Raw genomic sequence first — 19,638 nt, forward strand, 5'->3', positions numbered from 1 at the left:
TTAACATCACGCTAAATTTCTTTCCCCTCCGTTAATGGGCGGAGGAAGAAGCGGGACAGCTTCATGCCATACTCGGTAATGTGTCCGATTGCCAGCGAATAGACGATCGTGCCGATAGCGAACGGACCGCCGAGGGCAATACCGATTAGAACGGCAGCTACTTCAATCATGGAGCGAACCCAGCGGATCGGCCACCTGGTCCTCGCATGAATGGCTAACATGAGAAGGTCGCGCGGTCCCGCGCCCAGTCCGGATTGAATATATACACCCGTGCCGAACCCCCAGATGACCATGCCGGCGGCGAAGGACAAGATGCGAGTAGTCAAATCGGTTGGGGAAGGAACGAGGTGAAGCACCGTAAACCAGTTGCAAAATTCTCCGACCAGCACCATGTTGGCGATCATGCCAATTGTCGGCCACTTGAGCAGCATGAGGCAGCCGACGACGACGACGATGAGACCGACGGCCTGCCGGACACGACCGAACGATAAGCCTGTCCACCGCACGACCCCCAAATGCATGACGTCCCACGGGGCTGCACCGAATTTCGCCTGGACGAGCAGGACGATGCCGTAGGCCATCATCGCCAAGCCAAACAGAAAAACGAAGGTTCGCCCGATGATCAGCAGAACGCTTCCGTTCCGGGAGCGGACTGACTGGCGAGGGGCGTCATTGAGGGCTGGAGCTGATTTTGCGGTTATTGCGCGTAATGCCGATTTCATCCCGTTCGTCTACTTCCTCTCCTCAGGAATGGTCCTTGCCGCAGTTCCTTACCAATGTATCGAACAAGCTTGTTAATTATACCTGCAATCTGCCGCGTATCCATGGCCCGCTGCCGAACTGGGAGCGCCACATAAAAATAGCCATTTTGGAAAAAACTATACCGGGGAACGTTGAGAAAGGTGGAGGCGATATGGACGTAAAATGGTTCCTCAAAAAAACCAACGTGAATATGAGCAACTCCACGAATGACAGCAATCGTCTCTCGAATGATTTGAACGCTAATGTGAATCGGATTAAAGATGAGTTTTCTTATCCGCAGAATAAAGCGCTTATCGTGCGTGACGTGTTTATTCCGTTTATCGGCAGGGAAGGAACGATACTGTTTTTAGAGGGAGCCGCCGATACCAAGACACTGGAAGAACATATCCTGGAGCCGATCATGGCGCAAACCGGGATCACGCCGGAGCCGGCACCGGACGGTATTTTATCCGAGTTGATGAAAAGAATTTTGTCCACAGCCGGGGGACAAAAGGCCAGCTTGTTTGATGAAATCATACGTGATCTGCTTAAAGGGAATACGATTATTTGTATTCAAGGTCATTCCGAAGCATTATCGATCGAGACACCGGGCTTTGAATCCCGTGCGATTTCGGAGCCGACCAACGAGAATGTGCTGAAGGGCCCGAAGGAATCGTTCATCGAATCCGCGGCCGCCAACCGTTCCTTGATCCGCAAACAAATCAAAGACGTACGCTTGATGACAGAGGTCGTCAACATCGGGGATAAGAGTCTTAGAGAAGTAAGCATCTTATATCTCAAGGAAGTAGCCGACCCGGCGCTTGTCGAGAAGATAAAGGACAAGCTCCGGCAAACCAACAGCGATTTGGTGCAGAGCATATCTTTGCTGGAGCAGTTTATCGAAGAAAGGCAATATTCCCTCCTTCCCGCTTCATTATTAACCGAGCGGCCGGACCGGGCTTGTTCCTTTCTGCATGAAGGCCATGTCGTGCTCCTCATGGATAATTCCCCCTTGGCCATGGTGCTGCCCGTTACTTTTTGGGCATTGTTTCATACTTCCGAAGATATGCATCTCCGGTGGGCTTACGGGATCTTCATCCGGGTTATCCGGATCATGGCCGTTTTCGTTGCCTTAATGACTCCTTCGCTCTACCTTGCGGTGAGTACTTATCATGAGGAAATGCTGCCGACGGACTTGCTGCTCGCTATCGCCTCGACTCGAGAGAGAGTGCCCTTTCCTGCTTTTCTTGAGGTGATGATTATGGAGGTTACCTTTGAGCTAGTGAGAGAGGCGGGGATTCGCATTCCACGGGCGATCGGACCTACGATTGGTATCGTCGGCGCCCTTATCCTTGGTCAGGCTGCGGTTGAGGCCAATATCATCAGTCCGATTTTGGTCATTATCGTGGCGATGACAGGTTTGTCTTCCTTTGCCATACCCGAGATCAGCTTTAACTTCGTTGTTCGGATTATGCGATTTTTCATGCTCCTATCCGCTAATTTTATGGGGTTTTACGGGATTGCCCTTACGCTGACCTGTGTGATAGCTTACATGGCGTCGTTCGAATCGTACGGCGTCCCTTTCTTATCGCCGCTGTCGCCGCATTTCCGCTCGTCCAAGGACTTGATTATTCGCCCGCCAATCAGGAAGCAATGGCTCCGTCCGCAAAATATGAATCCGCAAGATCCGGAGCGAAGCCAAAAGCCGAAAGGAAATTCATAACCATGATCAAATTGTCGGATGGGAAAAGCGGAACAAGAGAATTCGGTTCGATTGTATTGCTGACAATCGGCTTGAAAATAACGGATACGACGCCGACTTTTCTTTTTCGGGCCGGGGGAAATGCCGCTTGGATGGTTCCGCTCCTCTCCGGCCTTATATTTGCTGCAGCCTTTTTTGTACTGCTGTCCGTTCTTCATAATAATCCGGGTAAGGGAGTTATCGATTTAATTTTTGAACTGACCGGCAAATATGCAGGCTTTGTCATCAGCTTCCTGCTGTTTGTCATCATTCTGATGGTTACCGCCGTTAACGGCCGCAGCTATGTGGATATCGTTAATGTCATGGTTTACCAAAGGACTCCGCTTCCCGTACTTTTCCTCTTATTGATGGCGTCGGCCTGCTATGTGGCGAGCCGCGGCTTGGAAACGATCGGCAGAGTGGCTTGGATTGTACTTCCGTATGTTTACGCTCTGTTTTTCCTGTTGATCTTTATTGTTTGGCGGACAGCCGATTGGCAGCATCTGGCTCCGGTTGCAGGCCCGGGGATGTATAAGCTTGTAAAGGAAAGCGTATTCCACACTTCCCTCTTTGGAGAAATGTTTTTCTTGGCCGCTTTGATCCCGTATGTTCGAACCGCCAAAAACTTCCGCATGGCCTCTGTCGCCGGGTATGGCCTGTCGGTGTTGAACATGGTTTTGGCAACGGCTCTATATATTGCTGTTTTTGATTATCCGACGGTTGTGGATTTAGCCTATCCGTTTCAACAGTTGACACGAACCGTACAGATCGGTCAGGCGTTCATCCATGTCGAATCGGTTTTCCTCTTCTTCTGGTTGATCAGCGCTGTCGTTCATTTTGCCGTTTACTTACATGTAATTGCCTTCTTCTTTGCCCGTACTATGCGAATTGAGCAATTTAAGCCCTTGATTATGCCTCTTACGGGCCTTGTCGTCTTGATGGGAATGCTGCCGGAAAACATCAGCAAGGTCGACATATACCGAGGGATGTTGATTCAAGGGATCTCCTTGATGTACATAATATTCCCGTTCGTTCTATGGGCGCTGGATAAGTGGAAGCGGAGGAGGATCGCATGAAGTGGATGAAGCCGCTGCTGCCGATTGCGTTCCTTTCCACGATACTGATGGGCTGTTGGGACAAGCTGGAGCTCGAAGAGCAAGCTTATACGGTCGTTCTCGGTTTGGATAAAGCAGGAGACGGTTTGGTCAAGGTTACGTTTCAGATCGCGAATCCGCAGGTAGGCTCCAGCGATACGGGAAGTGCGCCGAACGAACCGTCCAGCGATACGATTTCGTTTACCACCCCGGATATTTTATCAGCCAAAGAAATGGCAAACGCTGTAGTCACACGTAAAATCAGCTTTGCACATTTAAGAACCTTGGTCGTCTGCCAGGAGTTCGCTAAAGATGCCTTGTTCCATCGCATTCTAAGTACCTCCATGAGGGATCCGGAAATGCGCCGCGAAGTCCATCTCATTGTATCCAAAGAAAATGCCAGTGAGTTTATACACAAAAACAAGCCGAAGCTGGAAACCCGTCCGCACAAGTATTTCGCCTTTATGCAGGAGAGATGGAGGGATACGGGCCTTGTTCCGTATTCCACGCTGAATCGTTATTTTACGCGTCTAACCGAAGATACGCTGTTTTTGTCGATTCTCGCTACTACGGAAAAGAACAATCAAAAGCCGAAAAAAAACGAGGATGATTACTTGGCGGGCAACTTTCCTCAAGAAAGCGGAGATCCTACTCAATTAATCGGCTCCGCGGTTTTCAAGGGGGGGCGAATGATCGGTATGCTCACCGGCGAGGAAACCAGATATGTATTGCTGCTTCGGCACAGATCGCTGGCCCATTCCTTTATTTCGACACTTCCCGATCCGGTGGATGACCGGTATCAAGTGTCCGTCCGAATGATTAAGAGCGGTAACACGAAAGTGAAAGTCGACGTGACGAAGGAGCCTGCAGCTATTCAAGTAACCGTTCCTCTCAGGCTGCAGCTCCTGTCGATTCCCAGCTTTGTGAATTATGCACTGGACACGCAGAAACAAGAGCTGCTGACTGAAAGTATTCAGCAGGAGCTGAATAAGGACATGATGGAGCTTGTGAAGAAATGTCAGCGTGAGTTCAAGGGGGACCCGTTCCTCTGGAATTTAAGCGCCAGACACGAGTTTTGGACGAGAGAACAATTCGAAGCGTATGATTGGAGTAAGCAGTTTCCGAAAGCGGATGTAAAGATTCAGTTCGATATGAAGCTGGAAAGCTTCGGCAAGCAAATAGATTCACCGCAGGTTGAGGTGGGGGCTGGATCCGAATGAAATTGTTTTTTATAGGCTTAGCGCTTTTCTTGACGGTTTACACGATAAATTTTGGGCTAAAAGAATGGAAGGGAGGCAACAAATTAGGGGGAGTGTTTATTTACTTATTATCCGCGAGCTTCCTGCCGCTGACCGTGTTCGTTGTTAAGTAAACTGTACAATGGGGCAGACACGAAAGACATGTGCTCGCCCCATTGTTAAACGTCATCGCTCGCGTCGGGCGGATTTATTGTTCCATAATGCGGAATTTCTGCTCCCAACCAAGCACACGCTTGACCTGGCTGTTATCAAGGAACGACCGACGACCGTCCAATGCGTCCCTTCTTTCAACTCCCGGCATGTAACGCTCGATCAGCTCTTGTGACGGAATGTCCGACGACGTATCGTCCGCCGCCAAAATTAGCGGTACTGCCCCCAAGCCTTCACGTTCGACAGCCAGACGGCATGCTGACGCTACGTCGCGAGCATCAATATAAGACCATAGGATCCGGGCTCTTTCTTCCGGCCGGGCAAAACCGCTCTTCACCCGTTCATAATCGTCCGGATCCAAGATGTTGCCGAGCCGGAATGAAACCACTTGCATACCGGTCCGCCGATGGAACGCCTCCGCGGTGACTTCGTTCACGACCTTGGATAGACCGTAGCTGTCCTCGGGCAGCTGAGGATGCTTTTCGTCGATCGGCACATACCGGGGTGCGAAAAAATGTTGGGCAAATACGATCCCGTAAGACGATTCGCTGGACGCGATCACGGCCTTCTTGATGCCGAAGTTGGCGGCAGCTTCCAGGATGTTGTAGGTGCTCATGACGTTGTTGCGGAATGTCACATCGTTCGGATAACGGAATGCAACCGGAATAGCAGCAAAATGAACAACCGCTTCCACCGGCGTGCGGTCGCGCAGCGCATGTGCAGACAAGGCGTTATGAACCTGCCCGCTGTCATTCAAATCAACGATGAGCGTCGGGCATTCAGGCTTGTCCGGCATGCGGGAATCAAGGTTCAATACTTCGTACCCTTGCTCGATAAATTCTTTAACAATCCATCGGCCGGCTTTCCCGCTGCCGCCGGTAATAATAATTCGTTTAGTCTCTTTCAAAGTATCTCCTCCGACGTGAACGAATGGAATCACTGCCTCAACTGGCAGATAGTAAGATACTACCTCTTGTTCTCTCGTATGGAAAGTAGTGAAAAAATGTTAATGAAATTACATAAATGCAATGTACTGAACTGGAGGAAAGCAACTCATATTTAACTCAGTTCTTACATGATTTTGTATTTGATTCTATAATGAGAGAGATTTGACACGAGTTTTCTGAATAAATCCGCCGGGTTCCCATACTAATCATCCAGGAGGTTAAGCATATGCAATACCGCAAATTAGGCAGGACAGGCTTGAAGGTCAGTGAGATTAGCTTAGGCAGCTGGCTCACCTACGGTGGCTACGTGGAGCAGGATAACGCGGTTACATCGATTCACAAGGCGTACGAGCTTGGCATCAACTTCTTCGATACGGCCAATGTGTATGAGCGCGGAGCCGCTGAGGTCGTAGTAGGGGAAGCGCTTAAGCAATATCCCCGGGATTCCTATGTGCTGGCGACCAAGGTGTTTGGGCAGATGGGCGACGGTCCCAACGACCGCGGATTGTCCCGCAAGCACGTGATGGAGCAGTGCCACGCCAGCTTGAAACGGCTGGGAACGGATTACGTCGACATTTATTACTGCCATCGCTTCGACCCGGAAACCCCGATCGAGGAGACACTCAGAACGATTGACGATCTGGTGCGTCAGGGAAAAGTCCTCTATGTCGGAGTTAGCGAGTGGACAGCCGCGCAGATGACCGAAGCGCTAGCCGTAGCAGACAAATACTTGCTGGACCGCATCGTGGTTAATCAGCCTGTGTACAATATGTTTAACCGATATATCGAGAAGGAGATCATTCCGCTCGGACAGTCCAAGGGGATCGGGCAAGTCGTGTTTTCTCCGCTCGCCCAGGGGCTGCTCAGCGGTAAATACAAGTCCGTAACCGACATTCCGCAAGATAGCCGTGCCGCCAAGAAGGAAGGCATGCGTAAAAATATTACGGCCGAGAAGATCGAGAAAGTAAACCAATTATCGGGCATTGCGGATGAGCTAGGCATCTCCGTCGGCCAGCTTGCTCTCGCCTGGATCCTTCGCCAGCCGAACGTCGCCAGCGCTTTGATCGGTGCGAGCCGTCCGGAGCAGGTGGAGGAGAACGCAAAAGCTTCGGGGATTGTGCTGCAGCCGGAAGTGCTGGAGCGTATTGAGAGTGTGATTGGTGAGACGAAGTGAATCGCGATGTAATCACATGATGGCGCGAAGGATGACCTCTTTGGCGTCATTTTTGCGTTGTTTTAAAGTGCTATGCGGAAACCTTGCGGGCCATAACGGTTTCCGAAACCGTTATTTTGCTCGAGACTTGATGTCCACCAAGTTTAGCGGATTTTCAGGGCGTTATTTTCCATGATTCGGTAAAAATCAAGCCAAATTTCATCAATTGGATTCGATAGCGCCGCCAAAGTCCGCTATATTGAATGAAAAGTATGATAGCGGTAAAATAAGGCCCTCCAAAACCGCTAACGAACCGCAATATCCACGCCATGCCCCCGCAGAAAAATGACAAGGCCATTCCTTCAACGGCATTCCTCTGCAACATTTTTACATATCTTGAGTCTTACATTGTGCAGGGGAGGGAAGCTATGAAAATAAAGGTTTACTCCATATCGAGTGTATTGATAGTTGTAACTATTGTAGCGATCTTTTGGGTTAAGAGTATGGATAATAAATACATAGTTCCAGTAATTGAAGGGTTCTACGGTACATTTATTGATCAAGACTATACAAATATGTATAAGTACACCGATTTCAGCAAATATGCTCAAGATCCGGTTTTGACGAATGAAGGCAAGGCAGGATTGGCACACAGCTTATTAAATGACGATCGACATTGGTATGGCGAAATCAAGAGATATGATTTAAGAAACATACATTGGAGAGGCATAAACAAAAGAAGGGCTGAAGTTGCAGTTATAGCTTTAGATGGATACGGTACCGAACAAACCTACGCTGACAAAGTTACTATCGAAAAGAGGGAGACGGGCTGGCTAATCACGGAGTACGATTCCGGATCGCCTTGGAGAACCATGAAAATGCCCTAAGTAAAGTATGAATCTTTCTGTGAAGGGAGCTGTTCGGACCAAGGCAACCAGAGAGATCGCATGTAACTACTGAGCCGCGCTAGGCAGGTAATGTGATATCATAAAGTCATAGTCTGTCTATTCACTTATCCGCGAATGGGAGAGGTCTGGATGAAACCGCGTAAGATGCGTCACGAGCGCCGAGCTTCGCTTCTGCACTCGCCGAAATATTGGATTCTGCTTGTAAGCATCTGCTCCCTGGCGGCCTTCGGCGTCTTGTACTTCGGAAGACAACCGTTTCATTTGACGCCGGCACTTCAGCAAAATGAGGCACAGCTTGCGGATGCCGTGGTCGGGCAAGCGGAGGAGCCGATTCATCGGCATGCGCTCGATTTTCGCATGCTGGATTTTGACCGCGGCTGGCTGAGATATACGGACGGTGTGGTGAAGACGGAGGATGGGGGCGTGCACTGGCAGGAGACGGAGGCAAGCCTGCCTAACGAGCCGGCTGCGAACGATGCCGCCGCGGCTGCAGCGGCATTCGGATTGCTTGACCTGAGTAAGCAGCCACAGCCTAGTACAGTAACGGTCGGATCGATAGCGTTTCCAGTAAAGCAGTTTCAGTTCCTGACGGACCGCATCGGGTGGGCACTTATCGAGGATACAAAGGAGCTGCAGCCCCCGATCCTGGTGACGGCCGATGGGGGAGAGACCTGGAGCACTGAAGTCACGCCTGCCATTCGCGCAACCATGAAGGAAGAGAAGGAGCGGCTCCAGCGAATAAGACAGGAGGCGGCTTTATACGCATCAGCCGATATCGCGAAAGACGTATTCCGCTCGGATTGGACACTGCTGCCGGAAACCTCCGCGCCTGGAGATGTCGTGCTTGTTCGCCATAGCAAGCCCGGAACGGTCGAGTGGTTGGGGAAAGCCTATACGTTGCAGCCCTATGGAGACGGCTACTTCACTTACCTTCCGATCACGATGGCGACCAAGCCGGGGAAGTATCCGATCGGCGACCGGACGCTGACGATTGAAGCGAAGACGTTCGAGACGCAGCAGCTGAAAGTAACCCGGCAAATGGAGAGTATGCGTCAGGATACGCAGCGCATTCAGGCGGATCAGAAGAAAATCGATCTTGCGCGAAGCAAGTCGGCGCCGGAGTTTCTGTTTAAAGGCCCGTTTGTTCAGCCGGTTGAAGGGATTTTAACGACGCCTTATGGCTACACCCGGTATGTGAACGGGAAATACGACAGCTCCCATACGGCCATTGATCTGGCTGCGAAGGAAGGCACACCGATCAAGGCAGCGAACGACGGTGTCGTCGCACTGGCCGACAGTCTGTATCTTACCGGAAATTCCATCTATATCGACCATGGCATGGGGCTGTTCTCGCAGTATGCTCATCTCTCCGAGCTGCGGGTCAAAGCAGGGGATCGAGTGAAGCAGGGCGATATCATCGGCCTCGTAGGCACCACCGGCTTCTCGACGGGTCCGCATCTGCACTTCACTTTTTGGGCGCACAATGTACCGGTCAACCCGAACCTTTTTTTCAATACGACGCCGTTTCAGTGGTTGAAGGCCAAGTGACGATAGGAACACCCGCTCTCTTGAGGGCCGGTGTTTCTTTCTGTCTCCGGCCGCCGGCGACGCTTTCTCCGTTAGCATACTACATGGACGTGCTTGGAGCGGGGGAGGAGGATTACTCGATCTCGGTGCCTACACCGTTTTCCAAAGAGCAGCTCGAGGTTTTCATTCAGCCTTGGTCGACGCGTTATCAAGACCGTGAGCGGAGCCGGGACGTTAATCGGCTTTGCCATATTGGGCGGCATATTTTCGGAAGGCATCGACCTTGTCGGAGACTGCTTGACAGGAGTTGTCGTTGTTAGAGTCGGCCTGCCGCAGCTTGGACCGGAGAGGAATTTGATCAAGACGTATATGGACCATGTTGGAAAAAATGGCTACGATTACGCGTATGTCTACCCGGGGATGAACAAAGTGCAACAGGCGGGAGGACGTCTGATTCGATCGAAAACGGACCGCGGCGTGCTGCTGCTCATTGACGACCGCTACCTGCAGCCAAAGTATCAGCGCTTGCTGCCGGAAGAATGGCGGGATTCTACGATATTGCCGCTATGAAATTTATAGTGAATACGGTTTGTACTATAAACCAATCAAGGCAAGTGCGAGGAAAGGGATCAATTGTTTAAGGATATTATGGACAGATAACCGCATAGCGTCGATTCAGGCGTTATAACCGTTGTGTGACTTTATCACGGATTATCCTTCCGCGTGTTGGTAAAATGACGTCATCAACAACTCAATATCGCGGGAGGTTATTCAGATGGAACAATATTATCTAAGGTCGAACTTAAACAAGATCCCCGAACTGATCAAGCTCGCTCCGGGAGCTTCCAAATCGTTTTTGGCTTTTGAGCGTGACGTATTTCATGACCAAGGAGCGGTACCGGTCAAGATGAAAGAATTAATAGCTATCGCCGTTGCACATGTAACAGGCTGCCCTTACTGCATTGACGTGCATGTCAGGAAATATAAAGAGCTTGGCGGAACGCAGGAGGAAATCCTGGAGGCTGTTCTTGTGGCGGCATCTACCCGAGCAGGGGCAATCCTTTCCCATGCAACGCATGCTCTACTCTCTTATGAAGACAACTGCGAGAAGCATTCGGAAGCGGAAGAGAAGCGTCCTCAACCCGGGCCTGAGTGCTTTTGTTAACTTACAAGTGTCCGAGAAATCGTGAGCTTTATGCGATTCGATTACGGAGGTCCGCGGCTTGTTGCAGCGGGTCTCTTTTTTATGCACCGGATTGGTCAGAAGAACAACATGCCATTAATTGAATATATATACGTTATAATGTATAATTATACATAAAGACTGGTGCGAGGAGTGGAACCATGACATATACCATATTTGTGGACGGTCAGGAAGGGACAACAGGCTTACAAATACATGACTACTTATCCAAGATTTCTAACATAGAAGTACTTACAATCGAGCCGGAGAAGCGAAAAGATTACGAAGCCCGCAAAGCTTTAATCAATGAAGCAGATCTCGTATTTCTTTGCCTTCCGGATTCCGCTTCAAGGGAAGCCGTATCTATGCTAAGTAACAATAAGACCAAAATCTTAGATGCCAGTACGGCGTTTAGGACCCATCCGGAGTGGAGCTACGGGTTACCGGAACTGAATAAAAATCAAAGAAGCAAAATCCAACATTCCTCCAGGGTGTCTGTCCCAGGCTGTCATGCGACAGGATTTATTTTGGCTATACAGCCATTGATCGCAGAAGGAGTTATACCGGGAGATTATCCTTCGACTTGTTATGCGCTTACGGGATATAGCGGCGGAGGGAAGAAGCTTATAGCCGAGTATCAGAACTCAAATCGAGAACAATTATTTGCGCCAAGACCATATGCCCTTCACCTTAACCATAAGCATCTTCCGGAAATGCAGCTGTATTCCGGGTTAAGCTCGGCGCCGCTGTTCACCCCAATCGTCGGCAACTACTATAAGGGTGATGCAGTTTGTATTCCTCTCTTTCCTAGGCTGTTTACGAAGAACGTAACGGCAAGGGAGGTTCAGGAGCTTCTTGCCGCGTATTACGAAGATGAGCGTTTTGTTCGAGTGATCCCCTACGACTCTGAGGCTTATCTCGAAGAAGGCTATTTCAATCTGATGCAATGCAATGATACAAATAACGTAGATATTTTTGTATTTGGTCATAATGAGCAGATTTTGCTGGTTTCCAGATTTGATAATTTAGGCAAAGGCGCCTCGGGGGCAGCGATACAAAATATGAACATCATGCTTGGCTTTGACGAAAGTACCGGACTCCAGTAACAAGTCGGAAAAATACATAACAAACCTCGAATTATTTTATGGGAATCGGCTTCATCTTCGTATATTCTGGAATAGACACTGACCGCTCGTGGACAGTGTCTATTCCCGCTACCCTGAAGGAGGAGGGCAACTTGGCTGCAGGCCGGTTTCATCGAATTGCGCTCAAGGACATGAAGATCAAGCATAAGCTGATGATCGTCATGATGATGTTGATCCTTTGCTTTTGCGCCGTAGTCGTGATTTGCTTGCAATTCATTTTCCGGTCGTACGATGACATGTTATACAGTCAATCCGCTCGAACGATCAATAATTCAATCGGCGATATTGAGAACGAAATCCGTAATATTGAAAAGCTTTCGCTGACCATCGCAGCGGACGCGCGAATTCAGGATCAGCTAACGAAAGCTAGAGAAATGACCAATGAATACGACCGTGCGCAGGTATTAACGGATTTCAAAAATAAAATATTTGTATATATGCTGACGGAAAAGCATATCTCCTCGATCCGATTCGTTACTGATTTCGGGTATGATCTGATGGTGGGCCAAAGCGCACAAATACCGGAGGAGAGCAGGAAGGAGGAGGCGGTAGCGCAAGCGAGGGAAGCGAAAGGGGCGATTGTGTGGGTAGAGCCGGATGCCGGGCACCCTTACTTGCTGGCTGCAAGAGAAATCCGCTCAACCGGTGCGAATATGCTGGAGCCTCTCGGTACGCTAATGTTTCAGGTGAATTTGGAATCGGTCGTACGGCAGCATCAAGCGTTCACCACGGATGGCGGGGAGCTGTATTTATGGAAGCGCAATCAACCGATTTATGCACCTGATAGCCGGTTTCAGCCGGGAAGCTCGATCATAGGCTCGAGCCAAGGGTACCAAATCCAAGAAATCGAGGGGACGAGCCGTTTTATCGCATACACGACTTCGAAAGAAACAGGATGGACGTATTACAGTGTCTTATCCTATGACGATATTTTCAAGAAAAAGAATGATTTGCGCTTTGCGCTTCTCGTTGTTGTCATTTTTTTACTTGTTACCGTTGTAGCGGTCGCTTACTGGTTGGCCCGAGGCATTACGAAGCCGATCGAACGGTTGACGCTCCAGATGAAGCACGCGGAAAGAGGCGATTTCGACAAGATTGTTACAGGGGCGCCGGAGACGGACCGGTCCGATGAAGTCGGGTATTTGCAAAAACGGTTTCTCATTATGATCCAAAGAATAGACTCTTTAATCGAGGAGAACTATACCCGGCAATTGATGTTAAAAGATACGGAGTACAGGGCGCTGCAGGCGCAAATTAATCCCCATTTCTTATACAACACACTGACTTCAATCAATTGGATGGCTCGGGTCAACGGGCAAGGGGCTATTTCCGGTATGGTGGAAGCCCTCAGCAGATTGCTGCGCAATGCGATCGGCAATCAGGTGCACGTCATAAGCATCGGTGAAGAGATAGGCTTGCTCCAAGATTATATGCATATTCAACAGATGAGATTTGAGAGCGAGCTGCACTTTGTACTCGATATGGACGAGCGCATCCATTCGTACCGGATTCCCAAGATGTCCTTGCAGCCCATCGTTGAGAATGCGATCATCCATGGCTTGGAAAATATGCTGGGAGACTGTACGATAACGGTCACTGCCGTTACAGGGGATGAATCTATAGAAATTACTGTTGCGGACAACGGTCCCGGCATGGATGAGGCAGCCTTGGAACAATTAAGAGCGTTTACGATTCCATCCAAGGGATCGGGAATCGGATTGAAGAATATTCATGAACGCCTGCAGCTGATGTTCGGCGAGTCGGCGGGACTTCGCTTCCATAGTTCGTTAGGGCAAGGAACGCAGGTTACCATCAAGCTTCCGAAAGTGGGAGAGACGAATGTATAAAGTTCTTTTGGTTGATGACGAGAAGCTATCCAGAGACAGCATAGCCAGCTTAATCCATTGGGAAGACCACGGTCTGCACTTAGTGGGAGCTGCCAAGAACGGATTCGAAGCTCTGCAGCGGGTGGAAGCCGAACAGCCGGATATTATTATCACCGACATCAAGATGCCCATGATGAGCGGTCTTGAGCTGATCGGCAAGGTGAAAGAAATCCGGAGCGACACCGTATTTGTCGTTGTTTCCGGCTACGACGAGTATGAGTATATGAGCGAAGCGATGCGTTACGGCATCAAGCATTATTTGCTTAAACCTTGTAACGAGCTCCAAATTATCGAGATCTTGAGCGAAATCAAGCGGGAGATTGCGAGTGCCAGCAAGGAGCGGGAGTTCTTCATCAAGCTGAATCACAATTTCCATCGCGTGCTGCCGCAGGTGAAGGAACAGTTTCTTAGGGATATCGCGCTGACCGGCGCCTATAATCAGCGGGATTTTGAAGAATTTATGGGAATGTTTCAAATCAGCGTGCAATCGTTTCAGCTTGTGCTCGTACAGTTTGGCGACCGCTGCGGTTACTTGGAGAGGTTCGCTTTGAAAAATATTGCCGAAGATCTATTTACTTCGGACCGGCTGTATTTGAGCACCGTTGTTGAAGAAAGCGTGCTGCTCCTCGGGCAAAGCATGGAGTTCCGCGAGCTTGCAAACCTGCTAGATGAGGTTAGAAATATATATAAGTCCTATTATAAGCTCGAACTATTTATCGGCGTCAGCGGTGTCGGGGGCTTCAAGGATATCCGGAGGTTGTATAGAGAGGTTCATGATATTTTACGGTATCGGTTCTATTTTTCAGAAGGATGCATTCTCACCCGGGAAGATGTCCAGGATTATGAGAAGGCAGCGTGGCAGGTCGATTTCAACGCGATCTTTGAAGCCATCGCTTCATCGGTGAAGGCGGGGGATGTGAGCGATGTCACCTATAGGCTTCAGTCGTTGTTCAACCTCTTTGAGGAACATCGGATGGAGATCAACGAGGTGAAGTCGCACTGCATGGAATTGTATATGATCGTCATTCGTCAAGGACAGCAGGCTCCGGCGGCGGAAAAGCTGTTCCAAGTCGTCAAATTTCAAGAATTGGATACGCTGCATGCTACGCTTGCGTTCCTGCGTACGGTAGCGGAAGAAGTCGCCTTATCGAATTATCAGGAATCGTCCAATCAACAAAACAGAATGATTTCGTCCGTGCTTCGCATCATCGACGAACATCTTGCCAATCCTGACCTGTCGCTAACCTGGATCGGAAAAGAGCTTCTCTATGTGAACGTAGATTATTTGGGCAGATTATTTTCCAGAGAGACCGGTGTGAAATTTTCGCAATATGTTCTGGAGCGTAGAATGGAGAAGGCAATCGGCTTGATCGAACAAGATGGGGAAATGAAAATTTACGAGATATCCAAATTGACAGGGTTTCGGGAAGATACGCAGTACTTCAGCAAAGTGTTTAAAAAATATACGGGCTTCACGCCTTCCGAATATAAGCGGAATTATGATGAAAGAGGGTTCGCATGAAACGCTGCAGAAATGCTGAAGTTCATAATAGATCGCAGGCTGCCGGCTCCGGCAGTCTTTTTTTTGCACGGCAAAAAGTCGATTTTTTTCATGGAGGTCATCGAGTTATTCCATTGTTCCCGAAGCTCTGTAGAGGTACGATGAGAACAAGCCGATTAACGTTTCCAGGGCCCGGGAGCAAGCAATCGGTCGCCAACGATTGGGAATGGAACAGTACAGGAGGGTTACTAGATGAGATATAAAGCCATACCGCCGATAATCGTTAGCTTGGCAGCAGCGCTGGCTCTTGCGGGCTGTGCAGGGGGAACCCCGGACACCGGTTCGCCCGCGCCGTCTTCGGGGACGACGGACACGGCAGGGGGCAACAAACCGGCGAATTTACGCGTATTTTGGTGGGGTTCCCAGCCGAGACACGATGCTACGAATAAAGTGCTGGAGATGTATAAGAAGGAAAATCCCCACGTGACATTCCAGCCCGAATTTCAGGGCTTTGACGGCTATTGGCAGAAGTTTACGCTGCAAGCCGCTACCAACAATATGCCTGACGTGCTGCAATTCTACGTAGGTTCGGGAGACACGCAGCAGTTCATGGACAAAAATTTGATTGCTCCGCTTGACGATCTGGTAGCGAAGAAGCTGATCGATGTCAGCGATGTTAGCGAAAGTGCGCTGTCTACCGGCAAGCTTGGCGGCAAGCTGTACGGAATCCCGCTTGGCGTGAACGCGAAAGCCATGGCAGTAGACCCCGAAATGTACCAAAAGGCAGGCTTGACCATTCCGGAGAACGGATATGCTTCGTGGGAGGAGCTAGGGAAAGATTTGGCCAAGCTGAAGTCGGTTACGGGGGCTTACGGAGCAGACGATCTCTTGGGCGAAAACTTCACTTTCCCCTACTACGCAAGGCAGTTCGGTCAAGTTCAATATGCGGACCAAACCGGAATCGGCTTCGACGAGAAAACGTACGTCGATTTCTATACGATGAAGAAAAATTGGATCCAAGAGGGATTGCTCCCGCCTATCGATGTCATCCTTTCGATCAAATCGCCGGAAGAATCGAATCTCGTCAAGAAGAAATCCGCGATAAATATCGTCTATACGAACCAATTTCCGAGCATTTCCAAGGCGGCGGGCAGAGAATTGAAGCTGATCCCTCTTCCGGGGCCTAACGCGACTAAAGCGATGGATTTGCGGCCGGGTAATCATTTTTCGATTCCGGTCAGCTCGGCGAACAAGGAAGAAGCGGCCAAATTCATCAGTTACTTTATTAACAACGTTGAGGCGAATAAAGTGCTGAATGCCGAGCGGGGGATGCCGGTAGCCGGCAAAGTGAGAGAGGCCATCAAAGCCGGATTTACGCCTGAGCAGAAGGTGGCAGCGGATTATATCGATAAGGTATCCAAGGCGAGCTCGCCTATGGATCCGCAGCCTCCATCCGGCTCAACGGAAATCGAAAAGCTGATGCTGGATTTGGAGCAGCAAATCCTGTACAACAAGACGACGCCTCAGCAAGCCTATGCAACGCTGAAGAGCGAAGCGGTGAAAATTCTGGAAAAAAATAAAAAATAATCAACAGAGGTGCGGGAGGCTTCGGCTTTGAAGCCGAGACTCCCGCTTTACCTAAGCAAGTCGGAAGAGGTGAGAGAGTCATGAAAAAAATGACGGTACGCTCGGATTTCGAAAATGCGTCAGGCTACATGTTTATTTTGCCTTGGATTATCGGATTCGTATCCTTTACGTTGATACCGCTGCTTTGTCTGCTTTATTTCTCGTTCACGAAGTACGATTTGTTATCTTCCCCCAGATGGCTGGGGTTAGACAATTATACGGCTATCCTGACGAATGACCCGAAGTTTTGGCAAGCTTTACAAGTTACGTTCCTCTACGTACTCGTCGCGATGCCGGCCCGTCTGGTCGTCGCGCTCGGTATTGCGCTGCTGCTCAATACGAAGCATCGGCTGATCGGCGTGTATCGCACGCTATTTTATATTCCTTCCATTATCGGGGGCAGTGTCGCCGTTGCCGTCATGTGGGGGCTGCTGTTCTCCAGAACGGGGGCCGTCAACTCGCTGTTCGGCTGGCTGTTTGGCTGGAGTCCCGACATATCTTGGGTAGCGGACCCTGATACGGCTTTGGGCTCGATCGTGCTGCTTGCTATCTGGCAATTTGGGTCTCCGATGGTGATTTTCCTTGCCGGCTTGAAAAATATTCCTTCCTCGTACTATGAGGCGGCGGTAGTGGACGGCGCTAACGGCTGGCAGCGATTTGTTCGCGTTACGATTCCGCTGCTCAGTCCGGTCATTTTCTTCAATCTGGTTATGCAAACGATCGGCGGTTTTATGACGTTTACACAAGGTCTGATTATCACCGGAGGCGGCCCTTTAGACCAAACGTTGTTCTACCAGCTGTATGTATACCGAAGAGGCTTTGAATTTTTCGAAATGGGCTACGCCTCAGCTTTGTCCTGCATTTTGCTCGTGATCGTAGCGATCCTTACGGGAATCGTATTCAAAACGTCGAATGCTTGGGTTCATTACGAGTCGAAGGGGTAAGGGATATGACAACAGCTCACAAATCGTTACTGCCTGGAATCGGGTTCCACGTTATATGCGCTCTCATCGCTGCGCTATCGCTCTATCCGGTGGTGTGGATGTTCTCCAGCTCCTTTAAGGAAGCTTCCCGGGTTTTTGCCGAAGCCCACTCCCTGATACCCCAAATATGGAACTTTTCGAATTACGCAAGGGGCTGGAGAGGCTTTGCGGGAATTTCATTCGCAACGTTCTTTACAAATACGGTCTTCATTGTACTGCTTTCTACGTTAGGCACTTTATTATCATGCTCCTTGATCGCCTACGGCTTCGCGCGAATCAAATTTCGTTTCAAAGGGTTTTGGTTTGCGACCGTAATGGTGACGATGCTGCTGCCTTCGCAAATCGTACTGATCCCGCAATATATTATTTTTTACCAAATGAACTGGGTGAATACGATTTTGCCCTTAGTGGTACCGACCTTCTTCGGCAGCGCATTTTTTATTTTTCTCATCATGCAGTTTATCCGAACGATTCCGTATGAGCTGGATGAGTCGGCGAAGATCGACGGCTGCAGCCGCTTCGGTATTTTCAGCAAAATCATCATTCCCCTGGTTACACCGGCGCTTGTGACTTCGGCGATCTTTGAATTTTACTGGACGTGGGATAAGTTTTATGAAGCCATGGTTTATTTGGGCAAGCCGAAGCTGTACACGGTCAGCGTAGCGCTGCGGCTGTTTGCGGACCCCAGCTCCCAAACCGATTGGTCCGCAATGTTCGCCATGGCCAGCCTCTCTTTGCTGCCGCCGATTATCGTATTTTTTATTTTCCAAAGATATATTGTCGATGGAATCAGTACAACCGGGTTGAAGGGATAAGGCGTGGTCTTCAGTCCCCCTCTTTGTAGCCATGTCAGAAAACCTATCAGTACCAGCGCAATACGAGCGGAAGACACAAGAGGAACTTACCTAACTCGGACAACCATTTCATGTGAGCTCTCTCCTTCCCCATAAAGACAGAAAACGCCTATCCGCATCGGATAGGCGTCTTTGCCTCGATTATTGTGAGCACCACGTTGTGCTGTTAAGTCAAATTATAGATCCATTTACGAAACGTGTCAACAATGGTTACATGAGATTGTTTATCAATAATTTTGATGGGGTGCTGATGATCGGGCGCTACGTTAAGTCAAATACCGTTCCATCTCGTTCATAGCAGACATACTGATGAATAAGTCATTGAGATGGACAGGAGGTATGCCTGAAGATGAAGCTGACCCCGGACAGCAAAGAAGTGTTTGAAAACCTTGGACCCGGAGATATCGCCATCGATTGCGGAGCCAATGCAGGGGACGTTACTTGGAAAATGGCAGAGCGGGGCGCAACCGTCTTTGCTTTTGAACCGAATCCGGCTATGTTTGCAATCCTGCAGAACAGATATATGCAGTATCCGAACGTAGTTTGCATGAACAAGGGGGTCTGGGACAGAAATGGACATATGCGCTTATATCTGCATCCCGGGTCCATCATAGATCGGGCAGGGTATGCGTTTGCATCCTCGATTTTTGGCAATAACCCCATCATTGATCCGAATTTTTATGTAGATATTGAAGTGATTGATTTAACTGAATTTATCAAAAGTCTTCATCGAAGAGTCAAACTGATAAAAATAGACATTGAAGGGGCGGAGTTTGAGCTGCTGGACAAAATCATCGATCTGAATTTGCATACCACTATCGATAAAATCGTTGTAGAGACCCACGAGTGGCTCATGCCCGACATGCAGCAAAAACTGGATAATATCAATAAAAAAATACAGGCCAAAGGAATTACTCATATCGATTTGAATTGGGCGTAG

Annotated in this window: 16 protein-coding genes and 1 pseudogene; 15 read left to right on the forward strand and 2 right to left on the reverse strand. The window is 49.4% G+C overall.

Translation table 11 applies throughout. The features are described from left to right. Positions 1-11: 11 nt before the first annotated feature. Positions 12-722, reverse strand: coding sequence for a YczE/YyaS/YitT family protein (locus tag ACFFK0_RS07975; RefSeq protein ID WP_377469553.1), 711 nt, complete (start codon positions 720-722; stop codon positions 12-14). Between the two features lie 191 nt (positions 723-913). On the opposite strand from ACFFK0_RS07975, the gene ACFFK0_RS07980 reads away from it, so the two are divergent. From ACFFK0_RS07980 to ACFFK0_RS07990, 3 genes are read left to right on the forward strand one after another with little or no spacing between them, the layout of a single operon-like run. Then, positions 914-2,464, forward strand: coding sequence for a spore germination protein (locus tag ACFFK0_RS07980; protein ID WP_377469555.1), 1,551 nt, complete (start codon positions 914-916; stop codon positions 2,462-2,464). Positions 2,465-2,466: 2 nt separating this feature from the next. Next, the gene (locus tag ACFFK0_RS07985) at positions 2,467-3,558 is read left to right on the forward strand and encodes a GerAB/ArcD/ProY family transporter (RefSeq protein WP_377469556.1); all 1,092 of its coding nucleotides are present in this window, start codon (positions 2,467-2,469) and stop codon (positions 3,556-3,558) included. Further along, positions 3,555-4,796, forward strand: coding sequence for a Ger(x)C family spore germination protein (locus ACFFK0_RS07990; RefSeq protein ID WP_377469557.1), 1,242 nt, complete (start codon positions 3,555-3,557; stop codon positions 4,794-4,796). Before ACFFK0_RS07985 ends, ACFFK0_RS07990 begins: the two co-directional genes overlap by 4 nt. 226 nt (positions 4,797-5,022) lie before the next feature. On the opposite strand, the gene ACFFK0_RS07995 is transcribed toward ACFFK0_RS07990, so the two are convergent. Beyond that, positions 5,023-5,892 carry an NAD-dependent epimerase/dehydratase family protein gene (locus ACFFK0_RS07995; RefSeq protein ID WP_377469559.1) on the reverse strand — a complete coding sequence of 290 codons (870 nt, stop codon included), beginning with the start codon at positions 5,890-5,892 and terminating at the stop codon, positions 5,023-5,025. Positions 5,893-6,158: 266 nt separating this feature from the next. Here ACFFK0_RS07995 and ACFFK0_RS08000 point away from each other — a divergent pair, with 266 nt between their 5' ends. From ACFFK0_RS08000 to ACFFK0_RS08055, 12 genes and pseudogenes are all read left to right on the forward strand, one after another. Continuing rightward, positions 6,159-7,106: an aldo/keto reductase family protein gene (locus ACFFK0_RS08000; protein WP_377469560.1), complete on the forward strand. Its 948-nt coding sequence runs from the start codon at positions 6,159-6,161 to the stop codon at positions 7,104-7,106. Between the two features lie 407 nt (positions 7,107-7,513). Beyond that, positions 7,514-7,972: a hypothetical protein gene (locus ACFFK0_RS08005; protein WP_377469561.1), complete on the forward strand. Its 459-nt coding sequence runs from the start codon at positions 7,514-7,516 to the stop codon at positions 7,970-7,972. 150 nt (positions 7,973-8,122) lie between these two features. After that, positions 8,123-9,541 carry a M23 family metallopeptidase gene (locus ACFFK0_RS08010; protein ID WP_377469562.1) on the forward strand — a complete coding sequence of 473 codons (1,419 nt, stop codon included), beginning with the start codon at positions 8,123-8,125 and terminating at the stop codon, positions 9,539-9,541. Between the two features lie 56 nt (positions 9,542-9,597). Beyond that, positions 9,598-10,090 (forward strand): annotated as a pseudogene (locus ACFFK0_RS08015) (helicase C-terminal domain-containing protein); the annotation flags it as partial. A 205-nt stretch (positions 10,091-10,295) separates the two neighbouring features. Further along, the gene (locus ACFFK0_RS08020) at positions 10,296-10,685 is read left to right on the forward strand and encodes a carboxymuconolactone decarboxylase family protein (protein ID WP_377469563.1); all 390 of its coding nucleotides are present in this window, start codon (positions 10,296-10,298) and stop codon (positions 10,683-10,685) included. A 179-nt stretch (positions 10,686-10,864) separates the two neighbouring features. Next, positions 10,865-11,809, forward strand: coding sequence for an N-acetyl-gamma-glutamyl-phosphate reductase (gene argC / locus ACFFK0_RS08025; RefSeq protein WP_377469564.1), 945 nt, complete (start codon positions 10,865-10,867; stop codon positions 11,807-11,809). Between the two features lie 131 nt (positions 11,810-11,940). Beyond that, positions 11,941-13,695, forward strand: a complete 1,755-nt coding sequence (locus ACFFK0_RS08030; RefSeq protein ID WP_377469566.1) for a cache domain-containing sensor histidine kinase — start codon at positions 11,941-11,943, stop codon at positions 13,693-13,695. Further along, positions 13,688-15,256 carry a response regulator transcription factor gene (locus ACFFK0_RS08035; RefSeq protein ID WP_377469567.1) on the forward strand — a complete coding sequence of 523 codons (1,569 nt, stop codon included), beginning with the start codon at positions 13,688-13,690 and terminating at the stop codon, positions 15,254-15,256. Before ACFFK0_RS08030 ends, ACFFK0_RS08035 begins: the two co-directional genes overlap by 8 nt. Positions 15,257-15,487: 231 nt before the next feature. Then, complete coding sequence (locus tag ACFFK0_RS08040; protein WP_377469568.1) at positions 15,488-16,822, forward strand: ABC transporter substrate-binding protein; 1,335 nt, start codon at positions 15,488-15,490, stop codon at positions 16,820-16,822. 89 nt (positions 16,823-16,911) lie between these two features. Further along, positions 16,912-17,805, forward strand: coding sequence for a carbohydrate ABC transporter permease (locus ACFFK0_RS08045; RefSeq protein ID WP_377469583.1), 894 nt, complete (start codon positions 16,912-16,914; stop codon positions 17,803-17,805). Between the two features lie 5 nt (positions 17,806-17,810). Beyond that, positions 17,811-18,659, forward strand: a complete 849-nt coding sequence (locus ACFFK0_RS08050; RefSeq protein ID WP_377469569.1) for a carbohydrate ABC transporter permease — start codon at positions 17,811-17,813, stop codon at positions 18,657-18,659. Between the two features lie 388 nt (positions 18,660-19,047). Then, positions 19,048-19,638 carry an FkbM family methyltransferase gene (locus tag ACFFK0_RS08055; RefSeq protein ID WP_377469570.1) on the forward strand — a complete coding sequence of 197 codons (591 nt, stop codon included), beginning with the start codon at positions 19,048-19,050 and terminating at the stop codon, positions 19,636-19,638.

It is taken from the genome of Paenibacillus chartarius, assembly GCF_042432825.1.
Taxonomy (GTDB): Bacteria; Bacillota; Bacilli; order Paenibacillales; family NBRC-103111; genus Gordoniibacillus; species Gordoniibacillus chartarius.